This window comes from Pseudomonas fjordensis (assembly GCF_976987115.1).
The window spans coordinates 5,717,278-5,736,108 of record NZ_OZ336860.1 but is presented as its reverse complement, the minus strand read 5'-3'; the positions used below and the strand labels follow the sequence as shown (position 1 = coordinate 5,736,108).

At 56.3% G+C, this 18,831-nt stretch carries 12 protein-coding genes and 6 pseudogenes; 9 read left to right on the top strand and 9 right to left on the bottom strand.

Going from position 1 to position 18,831, the window contains the following annotated elements; all coding sequences use genetic code 11:
- Positions 1 to 8 precede the first annotated feature (8 nt).
- From ACWHXD_RS26260 to ACWHXD_RS26245, 4 genes are all read left to right on the top strand, one after another.
- The gene (locus ACWHXD_RS26260; protein ID WP_236299923.1) at positions 9 to 866 is read left to right on the top strand and encodes an SH3 domain-containing protein; all 858 of its coding nucleotides are present in this window, start codon (positions 9 to 11) and stop codon (positions 864 to 866) included.
- A 9-nt stretch (positions 867 to 875) separates the two neighbouring features.
- Positions 876 to 2,753, top strand: a complete 1,878-nt coding sequence (locus tag ACWHXD_RS26255; protein ID WP_236299925.1) for a hypothetical protein — start codon at positions 876 to 878, stop codon at positions 2,751 to 2,753.
- 11 nt (positions 2,754 to 2,764) lie between these two features.
- The gene (locus ACWHXD_RS26250) at positions 2,765 to 3,976 is read left to right on the top strand and encodes a hypothetical protein (protein WP_236299928.1); all 1,212 of its coding nucleotides are present in this window, start codon (positions 2,765 to 2,767) and stop codon (positions 3,974 to 3,976) included.
- Between the two features lie 84 nt (positions 3,977 to 4,060).
- On the top strand, positions 4,061 to 4,537 hold the full coding sequence (locus ACWHXD_RS26245) for a DUF2059 domain-containing protein (protein ID WP_236299945.1): 477 nt from the start codon (positions 4,061 to 4,063) through the stop codon (positions 4,535 to 4,537).
- A 450-nt stretch (positions 4,538 to 4,987) separates the two neighbouring features.
- Here ACWHXD_RS26245 and ACWHXD_RS26240 read toward each other — a convergent pair whose 3' ends face one another.
- Together ACWHXD_RS26240 and ACWHXD_RS26235 are read right to left on the bottom strand one after the other, a co-directional pair.
- Complete coding sequence (locus ACWHXD_RS26240; protein ID WP_046071058.1) at positions 4,988 to 5,530, bottom strand: DUF1523 family protein; 543 nt, start codon at positions 5,528 to 5,530, stop codon at positions 4,988 to 4,990.
- Between the two features lie 199 nt (positions 5,531 to 5,729).
- Positions 5,730 to 6,623 (bottom strand): hypothetical protein, encoded by an 894-nt coding sequence (locus tag ACWHXD_RS26235; RefSeq protein WP_236299959.1) that lies wholly within the window; start codon positions 6,621 to 6,623, stop codon positions 5,730 to 5,732.
- 42 nt (positions 6,624 to 6,665) lie between these two features.
- Between ACWHXD_RS26235 and ACWHXD_RS26230 the strand changes: the two are divergent.
- A pseudogene (locus ACWHXD_RS26230) lies at positions 6,666 to 7,163 on the top strand (P-loop NTPase family protein); the annotation flags it as partial.
- Positions 7,164 to 7,196: 33 nt separating this feature from the next.
- On the opposite strand, the pseudogene tnpC reads toward ACWHXD_RS26230, so the two are convergent.
- Positions 7,197 to 7,944 (bottom strand): annotated as a pseudogene (gene tnpC / locus ACWHXD_RS26225) (IS66 family transposase); the annotation flags it as partial.
- Between the two features lie 190 nt (positions 7,945 to 8,134).
- On the opposite strand from tnpC, the pseudogene ACWHXD_RS26220 reads away from it, so the two are divergent.
- Both ACWHXD_RS26220 and ACWHXD_RS26215 read left to right on the top strand, forming a co-directional pair.
- Positions 8,135 to 8,413, top strand: a pseudogene (locus ACWHXD_RS26220) (IS21 family transposase); the annotation flags it as partial.
- Between the two features lie 1,163 nt (positions 8,414 to 9,576).
- Positions 9,577 to 9,823: pseudogene (locus ACWHXD_RS26215) on the top strand (IS3 family transposase); the annotation flags it as partial.
- Between the two features lie 158 nt (positions 9,824 to 9,981).
- Here ACWHXD_RS26215 and ACWHXD_RS26210 read toward each other — a convergent pair.
- Both ACWHXD_RS26210 and ACWHXD_RS26205 read right to left on the bottom strand, forming a co-directional pair.
- Positions 9,982 to 11,144 (bottom strand): IS3 family transposase gene (locus ACWHXD_RS26210; RefSeq protein ID WP_236299961.1). Its coding sequence is split into 2 segments (ribosomal slippage): positions 9,982 to 10,889 and positions 10,889 to 11,144, totalling 1,164 coding nucleotides; the frame shifts between segments, so codons are not numbered across the junction.
- A gap of 999 nt (positions 11,145 to 12,143) precedes the next feature.
- Positions 12,144 to 12,344, bottom strand: a pseudogene (locus ACWHXD_RS26205) (cupin domain-containing protein); the annotation flags it as partial.
- Positions 12,345 to 12,709: 365 nt separating this feature from the next.
- On the opposite strand from ACWHXD_RS26205, the gene kynB reads away from it, so the two are divergent.
- On the top strand, positions 12,710 to 13,360 hold the full coding sequence (gene kynB, locus ACWHXD_RS26200) for an arylformamidase (protein WP_138763275.1): 651 nt from the start codon (positions 12,710 to 12,712) through the stop codon (positions 13,358 to 13,360).
- Positions 13,357 to 14,229 carry a tryptophan 2,3-dioxygenase gene (gene kynA / locus ACWHXD_RS26195; RefSeq protein WP_032895315.1) on the top strand — a complete coding sequence of 291 codons (873 nt, stop codon included), beginning with the start codon at positions 13,357 to 13,359 and terminating at the stop codon, positions 14,227 to 14,229. Before kynB ends, kynA begins: the two co-directional genes overlap by 4 nt.
- A gap of 84 nt (positions 14,230 to 14,313) precedes the next feature.
- Here the strand turns inward: kynA and ACWHXD_RS26190 are convergent, their stop codons facing one another.
- From ACWHXD_RS26190 to antA, 4 genes and pseudogenes are all read right to left on the bottom strand, one after another.
- Positions 14,314 to 15,714 carry an amino acid permease gene (locus tag ACWHXD_RS26190; protein WP_005791366.1) on the bottom strand — a complete coding sequence of 467 codons (1,401 nt, stop codon included), beginning with the start codon at positions 15,712 to 15,714 and terminating at the stop codon, positions 14,314 to 14,316.
- Positions 15,715 to 15,785: 71 nt separating this feature from the next.
- Positions 15,786 to 16,792: pseudogene (gene antC, locus ACWHXD_RS26185) on the bottom strand (anthranilate 1,2-dioxygenase electron transfer component AntC).
- Between the two features lie 149 nt (positions 16,793 to 16,941).
- The gene (antB, locus tag ACWHXD_RS26180) at positions 16,942 to 17,433 is read right to left on the bottom strand and encodes an anthranilate 1,2-dioxygenase small subunit (protein ID WP_032895317.1); all 492 of its coding nucleotides are present in this window, start codon (positions 17,431 to 17,433) and stop codon (positions 16,942 to 16,944) included.
- The gene (antA, locus tag ACWHXD_RS26175) at positions 17,433 to 18,824 is read right to left on the bottom strand and encodes an anthranilate 1,2-dioxygenase large subunit (RefSeq protein ID WP_138763273.1); all 1,392 of its coding nucleotides are present in this window, start codon (positions 18,822 to 18,824) and stop codon (positions 17,433 to 17,435) included. Before antA ends, antB begins: the two co-directional genes overlap by 1 nt.
- Positions 18,825 to 18,831 lie beyond the last annotated feature (7 nt).

Below are 18,831 nucleotides of genomic sequence, written 5' to 3'. Positions count from 1 at the left end.
GATTCACCGTGCGTAAAAAGTTTCTCGTTTCAGTACTAGCATTGGCCATCGCAGCATCAACCTCTGGCTGCGCTGAGTTGGGGATCAACAAGCAACAGGCCGGTACCGCAGTGGGTGTCGTCGCTGGCGCAGTCATTGGGCAGTTCATCGGCAAAGGCAGCGGACGGATCGTAGCCACCTTGGTCGGCGGTGCTCTCGGCGGTTACATCGGGAGTAAAATCGGTGCAAAACTCGATGAGCAAGACCAGCAGGCCCTGGCGCAACGCACGCAAGACGCTCTGAATGCCTCGCCTAGCGGGTCGAGTCTGCCTGTGTCCTGGACATCGGCGCATTCCGGCGCGTCGGCGGAGATCGTTCAGGGCCAAGAGTTCACCCAAACCAAAACGGTTGAAGTGAAACGTGCACCTAAGATCGTTGCCGTCCCTTCGATGAAACTCATCAACGAGCAGTACGTCACCAAAAGCAGTTCGAACGTCCGCGCCGCGCCTGAAAAAGGCGCAGACAAAGTGGGTGGTTTGAAACCTGGCACCGAGTTCACTGCCGTTGGTTCGACAGGCGACTGGATTCTTGTCGGCCGCAAGGGTGTCACTGTCGGCTACGTCCACAAAAGTTTGGTTGAGCCAAAATCTGTAGCCGTTGCGAAGAGTGTGAAGCCCGCGGCCAATTTGGACGAGATGAACGTCGCTGCCGACAAGGAAACAAAGGCCTTCGATCTGGATTCGATCCCGACGTTGCCAACTCAGCAGGTCGCTGCTGAAACGTCTTGCCGGCCGGTGACCGTGAGTCTCAAAGCGGCCGACGGAAACACTGAGCAGGAGAAGAGCACCTTCTGCAAACAAGCCAACGGCACCTGGGAACTCATCTAAGGGATCTTCATGAAAAACCGCGCACTCGCTCTCTTTGTAGTGGGTGCTTGTGGCATCGCGCCGCAAGCCTGGGCTCACCAGCTCGCCTACTCGAAAACAGAACAGATCCAGGTGAGCGTTGATGGTGAGGCGACCACCTGGTGCAAACCAGAAGTAACCATCACCATGCAGCGCCCAACGTGGGATGACCAGAAGCCGCTGAACACGCTTCTATCGAAGCTCCCGTATATTCTCGGCCAGGAATGCCCGACGGCCAAGGTCACCTGGAAAGCAGTCGACGCAAAGGGGGCGGTTTACGCCACCGGCGCGGGCAATGCGATCAATCTGGGCCTGGCCACGCTGACTTCGCCGCCTGCCGCTCCGGCCGCTGCGTCTGTACTACCAGCCGCCGCTGCTCCTACTGAGCCTGCCGTCGCAGCGCCTGTGGCTGCTGCACCGGCCCCAGCGCCTGTAACGGCAACTGTGATACCACAACCAGCACCAGAGGCTTCACCCGCGCCAGTGCAACCGGTGCCGGTGGCTCAAGTACCTATGACGGTTGCGCCCGTTGCCCCTGTTGCTCCTGTAGCTGCCGTGGCCACAGTACCTGTGGAGGCAGCTCCAGCCGCTGTTGCCGCCGTTCCTACCGGTGACTTCGGCCGCTCATTGGTGCTGGCCAACCAGAACCTGATGGGGATTACCGACGGAAGCGGATGCAAATGGGTTATCAGTAAGTCGGTAACTGATGAGTCCGATCCAAGTCTGTCCTTTGCGTCGACACCCGCCATGCCTTGCTCTGCATCAGGCTATGCCGAGGGGGCCTTTGACAAATTGCGTTGGGCGGTACCGAACACCTATCGCGGTGATACCTGGTCAAAAACAATCGTGCACCCGAGCGGTCTGATGTTCAACCAGGCACTGGTCCCAGCGGTGAAAGGCAAGGCGCTTTCTTTCCTGAATAGCCGGGCAGACCAAGCACTCTTTCAAGTGGGTGAACTGCCTGCGCGTAACATGAAGGTGTATTTGGCCTTTGAGCGCCCCAACTACCGTGTCCTGTCGCCGTTCTCCAGTGATCCGTATTATGTAGCGATCACTACAGACGAGGCATTTGCTCTTGATGCGGTTGAGTTGAAGCGCGCTGTCGTTGAGGTCTACCAATTGGTGAAGGCAACGTCGCCAACGACCGTAGGCCTGTCGAACCTCTTCTTCGCCAAGAACTTCGAAGCACTTTACCCAGAGGGATACGCGTCGGAAACCAAAGACAATATTCTCAAAACGCGTATGGGCGAGAACCGTGGTGAGTTTTACTTCGATGCTCGCCAAGGCAATAACTTCGCCCTGCGTCGCGAGGAGATCCGCCTGAGAGAAGTACGTCGCCTGCAGCAGCAAATGGCTGAGCTGCACACACGCGTCTTGGAGCGTTACGAACAACTCAAATCCGGGATGAAGGAGTTCGAAGGTCGGGAGGCTGAAGCGCTGGCGCAGATGGCCGGTATCAAAGTCACCTTCCCATCGCCGATCGCAATGCAGGACCCGAGCTCTTCAAAGTCCGCTGTGCCGATGATGATTCACGTCACCGGAAAGAGCGGCGACTTCTACGAGGTCGACTTCCCACGGAAGGGGCGTATACAGGCTGATGCTGAACTGGAGAGCCAGTGGTACGTGCTGCCGGCGGCAAACATGACACCCTTCCTGCCGCTCGAAGACGGTCGCGCCGTTCCTACGTATCGCGTGTATACCGCTGGCCCGGCTGAGGCCTGCAAGCAAGACCACTGTGCTGACAGAGTGTCATTTGGTGCCGTACTGGCCAAGGAATTTCCTAGCGCCGGGATCGACTTCAACTGGACGCCTGCAGTCTCTCAGCAGCACGTGATTGATTGGCAGCAAGCATCTGTTCAAATTCAGTAAGGCAACCGACTATGAAAACGATGAACCAGAAGCACATCCTCATCGCCGCTGCGGTCGCCGGTATTGCGATTCTTGCAGCCGGTGTGGGGTTATCGAGCTCCGGCAAGAAGCAAGCGCTGCGTCAGTACGATGAGATGAAGGAACAGTACTTCCTCGAGAACGTCCTAAGCGAGGGAGATATTTCCTATTCCTTCTGGTCGGGAAATGTCACCGTTGAAACACCGGAAATCCGCCTGGTTGCAGCAGAGACCAACGGCGCAGATAAATTCCTGAAAGGGATTATGGGGCTGCTCGGTGGAATGGACTCCGGGGCAAAAGAGTCTGCTCTGGTCGAATGGTCACGGTATCTGCTTTCGTCCAGTACTGGTGGCGGTCGTGCCGGTGGCGTTTACTTGAAGGCCGACACCCTCAAGGTTAGCCGCGAAGGTGATAACAAGAAGGGCGAGATTCATGTCCAATTGTTGGGCATGGACATGAGTACTCCTTACCTGTCGCACAAAGGCATAGATGTGGTCCTGCCCTCGGAAGTAGCGGATGAGATCCAGCCGCGCGCGGAGATGGATCAGTACGGAGGCGTGGTCAAGTCGCCCTACTCGTGGGGTAGCAATATCGTCCAACGTCTGCCGTTCACTGGTGCATTTATCACCGGCGCTACAGGGGAGTTCGGCACCAAAGTTGACTTGGACTTCAAGCTCACGCGCTCCAGCGACGGCGAAGGTTCGGTCGAGTTTGTAGTGGTGCATCGTAATGACGGCAGTGAAGTTGGCCGGATTGTGCGCGAGGCTAAATTTGCGTCCATCCCAGAGCTTGACGATGTCCAGGCGCAACTCAAGAGCGCGCTAAGTGGCTTCATCATGGGGGCTTACAGTACGTCCATGGGCCAGGCAGTAATTGCGGAAGCCGCAGGTGACTTTGCTCGTAAGACCAAGGTGGCCAGCTACTCGCTGACCTACAAGGGCTTCGACCAGTTAAAGGAGTCGTTCGACGAATTCAAGGCCGCTAGCAAGCGTGAGGAGTTCACCGGCTTTTGCAATGAAACAGGCCTATCAGGTTATCAGAGTGACTTTGGAGTCAAGGGCAAGGATCACAGCGATTCGGAGTGCGCGATCGCTCAAAAGCTGGCCACCGATGCCAGGTTTGAAGAGTCCTACATTTTCAAGGAAGACAAGTCGTTATTTTCCGGCCTGTTCGTGAGCAAAAGCTTCACGCTTGAGACGAACTGATCACCACCTTTCCTAGAACCTGGAGTGCGGTCCGCCGTACTCCACGGTCACCAAAAAAAATCTCAAGACAAAGGCAGGCCTTTCATGACGAACGTTTCCAAATGGGCAATCACGGCGTTCTGCTCGGTGCTGCTGGCCGGTTGCGGTTCAAGCCAGGATAAAGCTGAAGAACTGGTCAAGTTGATGGGCATGGACGTCCAATACAAGATGGTAGTGCAAGTCGCCACGTCGGGTTATGCATCCAAATATCGCGAAGTCGCGCCAGAAAAAATCAAGGCTGTGATCGAGGACAACATTTCCCAGGACCTACTGAAAGATACCTTGGTCCAGGTATACGCAGATCACTTTGATGCCGACGAGCTCGAACTGATGATCGAGGCCAACAAGCATCCTGATCAGGCGATGAAAATTATTATGGGCTCTAAGGACGGCATGAAGTTGGCAAAAAAATCCATGGAGGTCCAGGTGGATCTGCAGCGTGATATGGCCAAGGCGTTCGAGGATCGCGATGAGGACATTGTCGACGAACTGGACGACCTCCGAAAGGAAGTCCGCGGCTGATCCGTCATTTGCTCCGAACCACGGTAATCGACATAGCTACTACGAACAGTTCCAGGTAGCGCTCGGCAATTCATGGAGGGTGGGATGAGGCTTGTTTTGGTAATGCTGCTGATGCTCAGCGGCTTCGCTCACGCCGGTTGCGGCAGCATCAACAACGACGATCAACGCGCCTACTGATACGTCAAAGAGGGGAATGGGAGCTGCGCGAGCATTAAAGACGACGATCTGCGCGCTACCTGCTATGTGGAGGCCGGCAATGGCAGTTGCGGGAGCATCAAAAACGATGACTTGCGACGTCAGTGTAAAATGGTAAAGCGCTGACTGGCTTGCTTTAGCCAGGCCGGATGAAGGAATCTCACCTACAAAAAATGCCAGTCAGGTAACTGACTGGCATTTTTAATTCTGCGGCTAACGAATCTTCCAAGCTGAAAATGCGGGTGCTTCAACCGCTCAACCCAGCACTTCGCCCCTGGTCTTGCGCTTGAATCGCCGGCGCAAGAAAAACACCACAAACAAAATCAGCAGCGTGCCTACGGTGAGGAAAATCGTGTTGAACCAAGGAAACGGCTCTTCGCGACTGTTCGTGGCTTCGATGTCTGTGATGTTTGGGAACACGGACAAGATTTGAATGCGCCAGCCGTAATAACGAATGAGAGCCAGCTGCTGGGCATCTCGTGAGTAACCCTGGGCCTTTGCCTGTACGTCGGCCGAGTCAAACTTGAAGTACCACGGAAAACTCCACCCGGTATCTTCATTGCGATAGACCATTACCTTTTTCGATGTTGGGTGTTCAGTGTTAATGAAATACACATCCCGGGTAGGGCCGTCTGCTGGGTTTTCAGCATTGATGACGCCGTCATCGTCCACACGTTTTACCTCAACGCCGGTGATGGCCACCACGTCGTACTGCGGCAAAACGTAAAACAGACCCAGTCCCGCACCAGTGATTACGAGCAAGATTGCGCCGATAACCACCCCTTTAATCCACTTCATTTATGTGCTCCATTCTGATCGTCGAATTCTGCCCCAATTCGATCTTGGGTTTTCACCTTTGACCGCTGGGGTGCTACTAAACTTGGTTAGCAAATGTGTAGGTGCTGCAGTGATAGTAACGACGGCTCAAAAAAAGCCCAGGAAATCTCCCGGGCTACTTGTGTGCTGAAGCATGCGATCGCGTTCCGATCGCCCTGGCTTATGCAGGTGCTGTATCAAATTCCAGGCATTCGGAAAATGAGGTGAACTCAGGTCGCCGGCAGACCCAGGCGGTAAAAGCGGTGTACGCCACCGACAAGCCTGTGATCAGAGCCATTGTTTGCTTCTTCTCTCGACTGTTTCTCGCAGCAGCACGCGCTTGAGATTCACCTTTGCGTCGAGCACTGTTCGAAAAGAGAGACGCGATCAGCATTCCAATCACCGCATAGAACACTGTGATGAGAGTGAGCTTGGCAACAATAACTAGGGTGATACTCAGAGCTCCCTGGTTTGTCCGGAAGGTCGCGTATACGGCGTATGCAATGGCCAAGATAATCCCGGTACCCAACGCTATCCCTGAGACCAAGCCAGGCATTTCAAGCCAGCGAAGGATCAGAGCCGAAACGGCACCGATCGCGGGCAGCGCATTCGTGATCGCAGCATCGGTGTAGTCGGTGTAGATCGTGGCAGCCTCTGTGTGGTGTCTCCAGATCGCCAGGCAGGTGATCATAGAACCTATCAAGAGCGTGTATTTCCATGCCGGGCCTGCCCAGAAGGCCTGCCACATGCGTAGCACTGCTGGTTTCTCAGCTACAGGCTGAGCAGGGCGCACTTGCTGTGCCGAAACCACATAGGCTGGGCTCTGAGAGGAGGGCGCCGGTTGCACACTTTGAGACGGTGTCTGAGCCACCTGATGCTGCTGAGCAGATAGCTGTCTTTGTTGATGGAATTGTTCCTGAGCGATCCGGTACTGCTCATCACTTTGGGCGCTGGCAAGCTCCTCTGCCTGGCGCTGAGCTTCATACTCATCTTTGCGCAGCTTCTCTTCTGCAGCGTATGCCTTACTTTTTTCAACGCGTGAGTAATTATCCAGAAAGGTGACACGAGCTCCCATGGTTTGATCGAGACACTTCTGGGTGGTGCACTGATCTCGCACGGACTTCCGGTCATCCATATCGACACGATCCATTGGCAACCGGGGTGGGTCGAGCGAAACGCAGATGAGAAAACTCGCCTTTGCCACGAGGTCGAGGCTCGCGATCAGTGGATTTTTGAAGGCGGTCATTCGGCCACCTGGGACAACCGTATTGCCAGAGCCGATCTCTTAGTATGGATTGATCGATCGTCGGTACTTCGGTTTTGGCGTGTGCTTCTTAGAACTTTGACCCAACGTGGTAGCCCTCGCCCCGACCTTCCAGAGGGTTGCCCAGAGCAGCTAGGGAACCTTCTAGAGTTATTCAACTTCATGTGGACTACCCGTAAATCGGCGCGTGCCAAGATGAAGCAGCTTGCGGCAACGGTGCCATCAACATGTCGCGTCGTCTGTCTGCGATCCAACCGCCAAACCAGGCAATTTCTGTCGAGTATTGGGGAAGTGCATTGTGTAAAGTCGTCGCGAAAAGTCCAAGTTCAGGCAAAACCGCTGCGTGATTGAAGGGAGCTGAGCGCCAAAGTCACGTTGTATTACTCAAGCCGGCACCCACTGATGCGGCAGCAGTTGGTCGATCTCACTCGCTCGCTGCGTCGGCAGCCGCGTCAGCACATCTTTCAGATAGGCATATGGATCATGCCCATTCATGCGCGCCGACTGGATCAAACTCATGATTGCTGCTGCCCGTTTGCCGCTGCGTAACGAGCCAGCAAACAACCAGTTCGAGCGTCCAAGTGCCCACGGCCTTATCTGATTTTCGACTGCATTATTATCTATGGGCACAGCCCCGTCCTCGAGATATCGAGTCAGTGCCGTCGGTCGCGGTAGGGATGGCAGTTACCTGCCATCCCTACCGCGACCGTGCCGTCCAGCGTTTTAGGCTGTAATCCAGAGCTTTGGCGATAGCCGACCCTTCGGGCACAAGATCGCGCTGGGCCAACATCCAGGTATGTAGTGCGTCGATAAGGGGCGCCGCTTTTTCCTGGCGTATTCGCCAGCGATTTTCGTCGGTCATTTCCCGCGCTTGCCGTTCAATTTCGTACAACCCGCCAATTGAGTGCAGCGCCTGCTCAGCCAGTTGGCTTTTATTCGTCGCGTGCAAATCGAAAAACTTGCGGCTGACGTGGGCCAGGCAGCCGATTTCGGTGATGCCTTGCTGGAAGCTGGCTTTGTAGCCGGCAAAATCATCGCAAACCAGCTTGCCATTCCACTGGCCCAGAAAGTTGCGTGCATGTTCGCCCGCGCGGCTTGGGCTGAAGTCGTACACCACTGCCTTGAGTGGGGATTTCATGACCATCCGGACAGCCATTCCACCAACATCCGGACGCTGATTCCACGTTGATCCGGACACTCATTCCACAAGCATCCGGACACCGACTCCACGGCCATCCGGACACTTTCAAGCAGGCAGCAACGCAGGATTATTCATTGGCCTCTTTTATCGAAGCGAAGAGGTCGTCGTGGAGCGTTTATCCATGCGTAAAATCCGAGAGGTACTACGCCTAAAGTTCGACGCCGGCCTGTCCGTGCGCAAGATCGCCAAAAGTTTATCCATTGGCCATTCGAGTGCGGGAGATTACCTTTGCCGGTTCGCTGCCAGCGGGCTTCAGTGGCCCATCGATCTCTCAGATGCCGAGCTGAATCGACGTCTTTTTCCGCTGGCAGTACCCGCGCCAAGCGACCAACGTCCGACGCCGGACTGGGCTCATGTCCACGCCGAGTTACGCCGTCCCGGCGTCACCTTATCGGTCATAATGATCTCTTGCTGCGCGCCAGACCTCCGCCAGTCCTCGACGAAAATGCTATTGAGGAAGCAGTCGCCCGCTGATTGATCATTGAGAAATATAAACTATGCGCGTTGGGCAGCAAATCAGTCCCGATAGAGGGCGTATGAATTTTGGTGTATATCCGAATATATCCTGCTGACTATAAATTATAGTCAGCAGGATATATTCGGATATTTTCCGCCGGTAGCTATGCACAGCACTGCAGCGTTACCCCTGCGTTCATCACTGAAGGATGGTGTATCCTTGCGTGCAACTGCTGAAATAGGCACTACAGCCGCCGGGGAGACATTCTATAAGAATGCACACTACGTGCTCGCAACAAATACGCCTTTTTACGGGCTGATACTCATCTGGTCATCCATGCGAGATTCCACATATTTCATCGTTCGCAGCATCCAGAACAGTGCCCAGGTCAGTCTGTAACACCTCTTTCGGCTGGCTTCCACCGAGGTAGGAATTGCAGGGGCCGAACTATAAAGCCATACCCCAAGCATTTCTGCGTGTCGCCAACACCTTAATGACAGCCTTTAGTGCTGGGACCGGCTGGTAGCCATCACAAGCGTCAAAGGCGTAGTCAGGAAAGTAATCGATGCTTTCGTAATTTATGGCAAAAATGTGACCTTCACGCAGCAAGCTGCAAAGGTCAACCTTTTGCTCATCAGCCGTCCGCGCCGTTAACTTACTCAACTGTGCAGCCGTAAAGCCAGTCCCCCGAGAACATAATCCGGTGCTTGCCTTTCTCGACGAGCAGGGCGATTCTCAGAGTGTTGTCCATCGTATGTTCATTAATAGCAACAGCTATACAGTGGTCGAAAAAATTTCATTCAAGGTCGATCACATTATTCTTTTTCTCCCAATACTCTGTGACCCAATGAGGTTGATCATGAAAGGCAAACGTAAGGCCAATACAACCAAGTGGCTCATGAAAGGTCAATTCGAGATGGAGGCTAGGCTAATGCTGCAAAAACGATCCCGTGATGCCTCGAACCATTTTCTTGACGCTGAAGCTACGTTTGGAGTCGAGTCTGAACCGGTAGGTTTGCTAGCCGGGAGATTGCGTTGAGTTATCTAAATATTCTCAAAGCTCGCCGCCTGATGTTGTACAAACGCTACCGATAACGGATTGCCGCGGTTTGATCAAGCATTCCTGGCTGGAGAGCGGCGGCGTTTATGGCTATCGCAAAATCCATGACGATCGCGCGAGGTCGGTGAGGATTGTGGTCGTCATCGTGTGGCGAGGCTGATGCGTCTTGAAGGTCTGCGTTCTCAGACAGGTTATCGACGCCGCCCTGGAAGTACGGCGGTAAGCCAGCGGTCGCCTCACCCAATTTGCTGAAGCGCCAGTTCGATGTCGTGAAACCCAACAAGGTTTGGGTCGAGTTTGAAAAGCGTTACGCAATGAGCTTGCAAAGTGTCTAGAGAATCCGGGGCGATTCAGTATTATATAGAGGACCTATATATTGTTCTATCTATCCTGTGGCGCACCACTCTTCACACCCTAGGTCGTGGGCTAGAGCACAATGTTATTGTAGTGGTCAACCCATCCCGGATTGTGGTTTAAGTTTTTCTTCAGCCACCGCTGGCGGTAGCCCGCCATTGTGCTGATGTGGCCTGATCCACTTGTAGCGGTGCATCAGGTAATGGCTGATGTCCCGCTGGGCTTCCATGGCCGTCAGGTAACCAGTCGCTGGAATCCACTCTGATTTCAGGCTGCGAAACAGGCGCTCCATCGGCGAGTTATCCCAGCAGTTCCCCCGGCGACTCATGCTCTGTTCGATCCGGTAACGCCATAGCCGCTGCCGGAACAGGCGGCTGGTGTACTGGCTGCCCTGATCGGAATGAAACCGCACCTGCTGTGGCTTGCCGCGCTGCTCGTAGGCCATGTCGAGGGCCTTGATCACCAGCGCGGCATCCGGCTTTGTGGAAAGCGCCCAGCCAATCGTCCGCCGGGTGTACAGATCCAGCACCACGGCCAGGTAATGCCAGCGACCTTGCGCCCAGATGTAGGTGATATCGCCGCACCAAACCCGGTTCGGGTGCTGGACAGCGAATTCACGGTTTAGTCGATTCGGGATATCCGGACGCTCAACCGTGGCCTGTTTGTAAGCGTGCGAGCCCGGCTGTTTGCTGACCAGGCCCAGCTCACGCATCAACCGACGCACACGAAAACGGCCGATCGTCACTCCGTCTTCGCGCAGCATGCCCAAAATGCTGCGGCTGCCAGCCGAGCCTCGACTTTGGCTAAACAACTCGTTAACCCGACTACGTAGCGCAACGCGACGAGCATCGACACGACGACGTCGAAGCCGATGGGTGTAAAAGCACGATCGCGGCACATCGAAAGCTGAACAGACCACTTCTACCGACTCCTGCTCACTCAATTGGTCTATCAGCGCGTACGATCGAGTTCGTCCGACATCAAGAGAGCGGTAGCCTTTTTTAATATCGCTTTCTCCCGCTCCAGCCGGTTGATCCTGGCTTCCAGCTCTTGGATCTTCTGCTGCTCGGGTGTGAGCGCTTTGCTCGTTGGGGTAACGCCCTGGAGCTCATCCTGGAGCTGTTTTATCCAGCGGCGTAATGCCGAGTCCGCAACGCCCAGCGAACTACAGGCTTCGATATGGCTGTAGCCTTGATCCAGCACCAAGGCAGCTGCTTCGCGTTTGAACTCGGTGGAAAACGTACGTCTTTGCTTGCTCATCGAACACCTCTTAACGGCGAGGATTTTCGCCTAAATCGGTGTCCCGAATCAGTAGACCACTACAAGCCGTCGTGGTTTAGGCAGGCTGGTCACGCCGGCAATTCAGATTGCCGGAATTTTCATGTCATGGTCGATCTAGCGAGGCGATACCTGTCGCTTTGGGCGTCTCTTGGGTTGAGGCGCATCATCGTCAAGTGCAAGAAGTTCAGATTCGCTTCTGACCCGAGCGACAACATGGCCAATTTCCACACCATCTCTCATTGCGTAGGAGAGCGAGAGCAGTGTCACTGGATGAATATTCAGCTGCTCGCTAAGCGCGTCAATCTTGTCGAGCGTGGGGCTGGTGCCTCCACGCTCGAGTAGTCCCATGTAGGATCTTGCAGCGGTTAGAGAGAAGTCGTCTTGAGTTAGATGAAGCTTGTGCCTAACTCTCTTTAAAGCCTGTCCGAATGCTTCTCTGAGCCTCACCTTATGATCCCCAAAAAATGAGGATAAAACGCTAGTTATTCGATGATAACGACGTTGTATATAGGTCTTTTGTGAAGCGTTACCGATCAGAGATTTTGCTCATAAGCCCCCTACGCTAGCGCGCGAGACATGGAGCTTTGGTGGAGTGCCCGTGTAGCCTACGAGCTGTTATGGGTGTGCCTGGTATAAATGGGCGCTAATCCTGGGTCCTGCGAAAAGATTGTCTGGACACCTATGACTCTTCCCAGACTCGCGGTCAGACAAGTATCCATGCTAGTTTTTTCTTCAGCGTCGCAGAGGTAGGCCAGTCTGTTCTGACGGGTTGATCAACTTTGTAGCGACTCTGATACTTTGCTCATTTATCGCAAAATAGGGTTGACGACACCTGTCAGAAATTCGCGATTTTAGACGGTTAGCAATCTAAGCGGCGAAAAAATGTTGAGGTATGGACATTGAGTTGATTTATTGTAAGTGATTGAAATTAAATAGTATTTGTCGTGTCCATAGTTATCAATGAAACCGGTAATTCATATGGCAATATTCCCACTTCACATATTCCACGTACCACTTGCCCGGTGTGCAGATCCAAGTGCCCATGATCTTGCTGCCGTCTTCGCTGGTGTAGGCGTTGAGGTTGACAGTGTGCGGGTCGCCTTCGAGCTTTTCCCATTTGCAGGCATCCAGGACCGGCAGTGGGTGGGTGTCGCGCAGTACGGTGATGGGCTTGGACATGATGACTCCGAGGCAAGGTAAGAAGATTCGAACCCTATAGCGTCGCAGCCAAGGCGGGTGGTCTGGACTCGACATCGGTATGCCCAGAAGCGCAGCAGAATGCGATCCCCGGGGCAGAGTGCAAATCCATGTGGGAGCGGGCTTGCTCGCGAAAGCGGTGTGACAGTCAAACAAATTATTGACTGACACACCGCTTTCGCGAGCAAGCCCGCTCCCACAGGGGGCATCAAATGAAATTTCCCAGCGTGAATAAATCAATTCCTCGCAGTAACTGCGAAAGATTTCCGATGTCGCGCCAGAATTCGCAAGAAAATTCAGACCTGGCCCTCGTATCATTCACCTCAGTACCCCGTGAGAGCCTTGCAATGAACCCAATAAAAACGTGGTGGGATATCAGCCCGCCCTTGAGCACGGCCACCCCGACCTGGCCGGGTGATACGCCGTTTCAGGAAGAGCGCGTGTGGCAGTTCGGCCCGGAGTGCCCGGTGAATGTGGGGCGCGTGACGCTGTCGCCGCACACGGGCGCCCATGTGGATGCGCCGCTGCATTACAGCGCAGGCGGTGCGCCGATTGGCGAAGTGTCGCTGGACGTGTACATGGGCCCTTGCCGCGTGTTGCATTGCCTGGGCAGCGGCGCGTTGGTTGAGCCCCATCAGTTGCAAGGGCGTGTGGATAACGTGCCCGAGCGCGTGCTGCTGCGCACTTATCCACAAGCGCCGCTCACTGAATGGGATTCGAATTTCACCGCCATCGCCCCACAGACCATTGAGCTGCTGGCCAGCCTGGGGGTGCGCCTGATCGGTATCGATACGCCGTCCCTGGACCCGCAACAGTCCAAAACCATGGATTCCCACAACGCCGTGGCTCGTCATGGTATGGCGATCCTCGAAGGCATCGTGCTCGATGACGTACCGGAGGGCGACTATGAATTGATCGCGCTGCCGCTGCGCTTCGCCAACCTGGACGCGAGCCCTGTGCGCGCCATTCTCCGCCCGCTCAAGGAGCCCACGCGATGAGCCAATGTCCTTTCTCACCAGACTATAAGCCTGCTGATAACCAACCCTCGGAAGAATGGCATAACGCCGAATTGAATTTCTCCGAGTCCATGAGCTATGGCGACTACCTGGACCTGGGCAAAGTCCTCAGCGCCCAGCACCCGCTGTCGCCGGACCACAACGAAATGCTCTTCATCATCCAGCACCAGACCTCGGAGCTGTGGATGAAGCTGATGCTCCACGAACTCAAGGCCGCCCGCGAACATGTGCGCCTGGGGGAGCTGCCGCCGGCGTTCAAGATGCTGGCGCGGGTGTCGCGCATCTTTGATCAACTGGTGCACGCCTGGGCGGTGCTGGCCACCATGACACCCTCGGAATACAAGGCAATTCGCCCGTTCCTGGGACAGTCGTCGGGGTTTCAGTCGTTTCAGTACCGCGAGATCGAATTCATCCTCGGCAACAAAAGCCCGGCGCTGCTGCGGCCCCATGCCCATCGCCCGGAGTTGCTGCAGCAATTGCAGGTGGCGATTGCCACGCCGTCGCTGTATGACGAAGCGGTGAACCTGATGGTCAAGGCGGGGCTGGCGATTGATCCCAAGCGCGCCGAGCGCGACCCGACCGCCGCCACGGTGCACGATGAATCGGTGGAAGCGGCCTGGCGCGAGGTGTATCGCGACCCGAGCCGTTACTGGGATTTGTACCAGTTGGCCGAGAAGTTTATCGACCTGGAAGATTCGTTCCGCCAGTGGCGCTTCCGGCATGTCACCACGGTGGAGCGCATCATCGGCTTCCAGCCGGGTACGGGCGGTACGGAAGGCGTGGGGTATTTGCGCAAGATGCTCGACACGGTGTTGTTCCCCGAACTTTGGCGAGTACGCTCCACGCTCTAAACAAAAAGCCCCGGATTACCGGGGCTTTTTTCTAGGTGAAATACAGTCAACTGTGGGAGCAGGCAAGCCAGCTCCCACAGGGGGTCACTGGGTTACTGCAACCTTCCCGTTTCTGATCCTAAACCGGTAGGCGATATAGATAATCCCCACCCACACCGGCATCGCATACACCGACTCGCGAATCCCCGGAATCGCCAGCATCACCCCGATAATCATCACCATGAACGCCAGGCACAGGTAGTTGCTGAACGGGAACCAGAAGGTCTTGAACGACGGCGTCACGCCTTGCTCGCCCATGGCCTTGCGGAACTTGATGTGGGTGAGGCTGATCAGCGCCCAGTTGATCATCAACGAGGCAACCACCAACGCGAACAGCAACTCCAGCGCACTGTGCGGCGCCACGTAGTTGACCACCACGCACAGCATCGTCACCAGCGCCGAAATCGCCAGCGCCCGCAACGGCACGCCTTGTTTGTTGAGCTTCATCAGCGCCTTGGGCGCATCACCTTGTTCGGCCAGGCCAAACAGCATGCGGCTGTTGCAGTACACGCCGCTGTTGTACACCGACAACGCCGCGGTCAGCACCACGAAGTTGAGGATGTGGGCGGCGGTGTCGTTGCCGATCAGCGAGAAGATCTGCACAAACGGGCTGCCGCTGTAGGCATCGCCTGACGCGCCGAGGGTTTGCAGCAGTTGATCCCACGGGTATAGCGACAACAGTACGGTGAGTGCGCCGACGTAGAAGATCAGGATGCGGTACACCACTTGGTTGATCGCTTTGGGGATCACCTTGCGCGGTTCGCTGGCCTCGGCGGCGGTGATGCCGACCAGCTCCAGGCCACCGAATGAGAACATGATGAAGGCCATCGACATCAACAGCCCCATGCCGCCATTGGGGAAGAACCCACCGTGGCTCCACAGGTTGCTGACCGAGGCTTGCGGGCCGCCGGTGCCGCTGAACAGCAGGTAGCAGCCGAGCACGATCATGCCGACAATCGCCACCACCTTGATGATCGCAAACCAGAACTCGGCCTCCCCGAAGAACTTCACGTTCAGGGTGTTGATCAGGTTCACCGCGACAAAGAACACCAGCGCGCTGACCCAGGTTGGAATCTCTGGCCACCAGAACTGGATGTACTTGCCTACCGCCGTCAGTTCGGCCATGCCCACCAGCACGTAGAGCACCCAGTAGTTCCAGCCCGCCAGGAAGCCTGCGTAACCGCCCCAGTATTTGTGTGCGAAGTGGCTGAAGGACCCGGCCACCGGCTCTTCGACGATCATCTCACCGAGCTGGCGCATGATCAGGAACGCGATAAACCCGGCCACCGCATACCCCAGGATCATCGACGGCCCCGCCGACTTGAGTACCCCGGCCGAGCCGAGGAACAAGCCTGTACCAATCGCCCCTCCCAAGGCGATCAGCTGAATGTGCCGGTTCTTCAGGCCTCGCTTGAGGCCCACCGGGTTAACCATGTCATCCGCCATTAACATTCCCTTCTACTTGTTTTTCTCAAGGGTGATTGCACGCCGCATCGGCCCCTCAGAACTGCTGAGGGTCAGATATTACTCTGCGTAAACTTTTCGTAATACAGCTGAACGCCATCAAGTGCCTGATCCACCAGCCATTGTTGGATGGATTCGACCATCGGAGGGGGGCCGCACACGTACATATCCGCCGATCTGTCCCGCAATTCGGCCAGGTCGAAATGCTCGGTGAGGTAGCCGCGTTTGCCCGTCCACTCGGCGCAGGCGTCGCTCAGCACTTCGGTGTAGCGAAAGTTCGGGATTTTCGCCGCGTAGGCGTGGATACGCGCCGCTTCACATAAATCTTCGGCGCCGCGCACGCCGTAGTACAGGTGCACAGGTTGTGTGCAGCCGTTGACGGCCAGCTCATCGAGCATGCCCAACAACGCCGACAACCCGGTGCCGCCCGCCACCAGTACCAACGGTTGGGTGACGTGGCGCAGATAGAACGCACCCAAGGGCGCCTCCATCAGCATTTCATCACCCACCTGGCAGCGTTCACGCAGGTAGTTGCTCATTACTCCATCGGGCAGCAGGCGTACCAGAAACTGCAATTGACTGCCCGGCCGGTTGGCGAAGGAGTAGGAGCGCCAGCTATCGGTGCCGGGCACCGACAGACGCGCGTATTGGCCCGGCAAAAAATCCAGTGGCTGGTCCAGTTGCACCTGCAAGATGGCGGTGCTGGTCGAGACCTGCTGCACCGCGCTCACCGTGCCGCGCACCTGCACGGGGCCTGGGCGTTGCACAGGCTTGAATCGAAGTCGAAATAGAAGGTGGCGTCGGACTTCACCCGGGTCTGGCAACTGAGCATCTTACGTTGTTGCAGGTCGAGGCTGGAGAGGGCTTCCTCGTCGACGTAGTCCTGGGTGTACTCGCCGGATTCGCAACGCCCCTGGCAGGTGCCGCACACGCCTTCGCGGCAATCGAGCGGGATCTTGATGCCGTTGCGCAGGGCCGCGTCCAACAGGATTTCCTGGGCGCCCACCGGGAAGAACAGGGTTTTGCCATCGGCAAAGCTGAAGGCCACTTTGTGATTCATTCACATAACTCCGGGGATAAGTATGAACCCCCTGTAGGAGCGAGCTTGCTCGCGAAAAACCTCAACGATGACGCCGTGCATCCTGGATGCTCGCGGTGTACTTGCGTTTTTCGCGAGCAAGCTCGCTCCTACAGGGCGATGCACCACCGTTACAGGTGGTAGAAATCCAGCACCGAGTTAATCGTGTCGTTGAGCAGCAAGGCGTGCTTGCGCATGATCAACCAGCTGTCGCCCGCAGGCTTGAGGCGGTAAGTGGCATGCCCGTAGAACTGCTCTGACGTGGCCAGGCGATAAAATAACGTGTGCCAGTTCAAACGCACCTCCAACGTGCCGTCGGCCTGCTCGGCAATGCGTACGTTATTGATCAGGTGCAAGGTGCGCGGCATCGGCGTGGCGGAGGCGGCCTTGCCGGTGCGCAGGCGGAACACGCGGTCTTCCAGGCCCGAACGGTTGGCGTAGTAGATCAACGACATCTCGCGCTTGGGGTCTTGGGTGTAGACGTGTTCGGAATCCCATTGCGGCAGGTGGAATTCACTCTGTGGGTCAAATAACTCCACGTAGGCGTCCCAGTCCTGGGCGTCGCACAGCTCGGACTTGCGGTAGAAGAACTGCTCGATCTGGTACTGCAATGGCGCATTCATCACTTCACCTCCCGCAATGTCAAAGCTCGCTGGTCCAAACCCTTGAGCAGAAACTGCTGCCAGTTGCGATGCTGGTTGACGTACAGGCCTTCATGGGTGAATTCGGTGCCGGTCATCGCCGGTTGGATGCCGATGGCCTCGCTGTTGGGTGTCGGCCCGGTTTCCCAGCGGTGGCTGCCGCGGGAAATATCACTCCAGCGTTCCAGGCGGCCCTGAAAGCCGCGCTGGGCTTCACGGAATTCCACCAGGTCGTCGGGCGTGCCCATGCCGGAAACGTTGAAGAAGTCTTCGAACTGACGAATCCGGTTTTCGCGATCGGCGTCGGACTCACCCTTAACGCCCAGGCATTGGCTGATGATCTCAGTCTTGTTCCAGGCCACCGGGCGGATGATGCGCAACTGCGAGCTGATCTGGTCGAGGAAAAACAGGCTGGGGTAGATGTTCAGGTTGCGTAGGCGGTGCATCATCCACTCGGCCTTCTGCTGGCCGTGTTCTTGCACCAGGCGCGGCATGATGGTGGCGTAGCCGGAGCGTACGCTGGGGTTGGGCATATCGCTGAACAGCACGCTATGGCCGTTGTTGAAGGCGAACCAGCCGTCGTCGGTATTTGCGTCGCCGGCGCCGAGCTTGCTGTAGTCCAGCGTGGTGCTGGAACCTGCGCCGTTCTCGGTGTTGACCTGCTGGCGATGCTGCACGGTGGCCACGTAGTTGTAGTGCACGGTGCTGACGTGATAACCGTCCAGGCCGTTTTCGTTTTGCAGCTTCCAGTTGCCGTCGTAGGTGTAGGCGGACTTGCCCGGCAGCACCTCCAACTCACCGGTGGCCGATTGCGCGACCATCATGTCGAAGAACACTTTGGCGTCGCCCAGGAAGTCTTCCAGGCTGTTGGTGCCGTTCACGTCCAGGCTGATAAACACAAAGCCCTTGTAGCTTTCGATGCGCGCTTTTTTCAGGCCGCGGGTGGCCTTGTCGAAACCTTCCGGGTATTCCCCCGGCGCCTTGACCTTTACCAGTCGGCCATCGCTCTTGTAGCACCAGGCGTGGAACGGGCAGGTGAAGGTGGACTGGTTACCCTTGCCCACGCGGGTGAGGGTGGTACCGCGATGCTGGCAGGCGTTGATCAGCGCGTTGAGCCGGCCTTCGCCGTCGCGGGTGATGATCATCGGCTGGCGCCCGGCGCGCATCGTCACGAAGTCGTGGTTATTGGCCAGTTCGCTTTCGTGGCAGGCGTAGATCCAGTTCTTCTCGAAGATCAACTCCATCTCCAGGTCGAACAGCTCGGGCTCGGTGAACATGTCGCGGGCGATGCGGAACACTTCATCCGCCGGGCGAAAGTCCAGGCAGCTTTCGATAAAGGATTTCCATTGCTCGACGGTTCTTGCACCACTCATGGGAGGC

Excerpts from the sequence above, each read along its gene's own strand:
- ACWHXD_RS26255 (WP_236299925.1), top strand. The coding sequence starts at position 876 with ATGAAAAACCGCGCACTCGCTCTCTTTGTAGTGGGTGCTTGTGGCATC.
- ACWHXD_RS26250 (WP_236299928.1), top strand. The coding sequence starts at position 2,765 with ATGAAAACGATGAACCAGAAGCACATCCTCATCGCCGCTGCGGTCGCC.
- ACWHXD_RS26245 (WP_236299945.1), top strand. The coding sequence starts at position 4,061 with ATGACGAACGTTTCCAAATGGGCAATCACGGCGTTCTGCTCGGTGCTG.
- ACWHXD_RS26240 (WP_046071058.1), bottom strand. The coding sequence starts at position 5,530 with ATGAAGTGGATTAAAGGGGTGGTTATCGGCGCAATCTTGCTCGTAATC.
- ACWHXD_RS26235 (WP_236299959.1), bottom strand. The coding sequence starts at position 6,623 with ATGGGAGCTCGTGTCACCTTTCTGGATAATTACTCACGCGTTGAAAAA.
- kynB (WP_138763275.1), top strand. The coding sequence starts at position 12,710 with ATGAACCCAATAAAAACGTGGTGGGATATCAGCCCGCCCTTGAGCACG.
- kynA (WP_032895315.1), top strand. The coding sequence starts at position 13,357 with ATGAGCCAATGTCCTTTCTCACCAGACTATAAGCCTGCTGATAACCAA.
- ACWHXD_RS26190 (WP_005791366.1), bottom strand. The coding sequence starts at position 15,714 with ATGGCGGATGACATGGTTAACCCGGTGGGCCTCAAGCGAGGCCTGAAG.
- antB (WP_032895317.1), bottom strand. The coding sequence starts at position 17,433 with ATGAATGCGCCATTGCAGTACCAGATCGAGCAGTTCTTCTACCGCAAG.
- antA (WP_138763273.1), bottom strand. The coding sequence starts at position 18,824 with ATGAGTGGTGCAAGAACCGTCGAGCAATGGAAATCCTTTATCGAAAGC.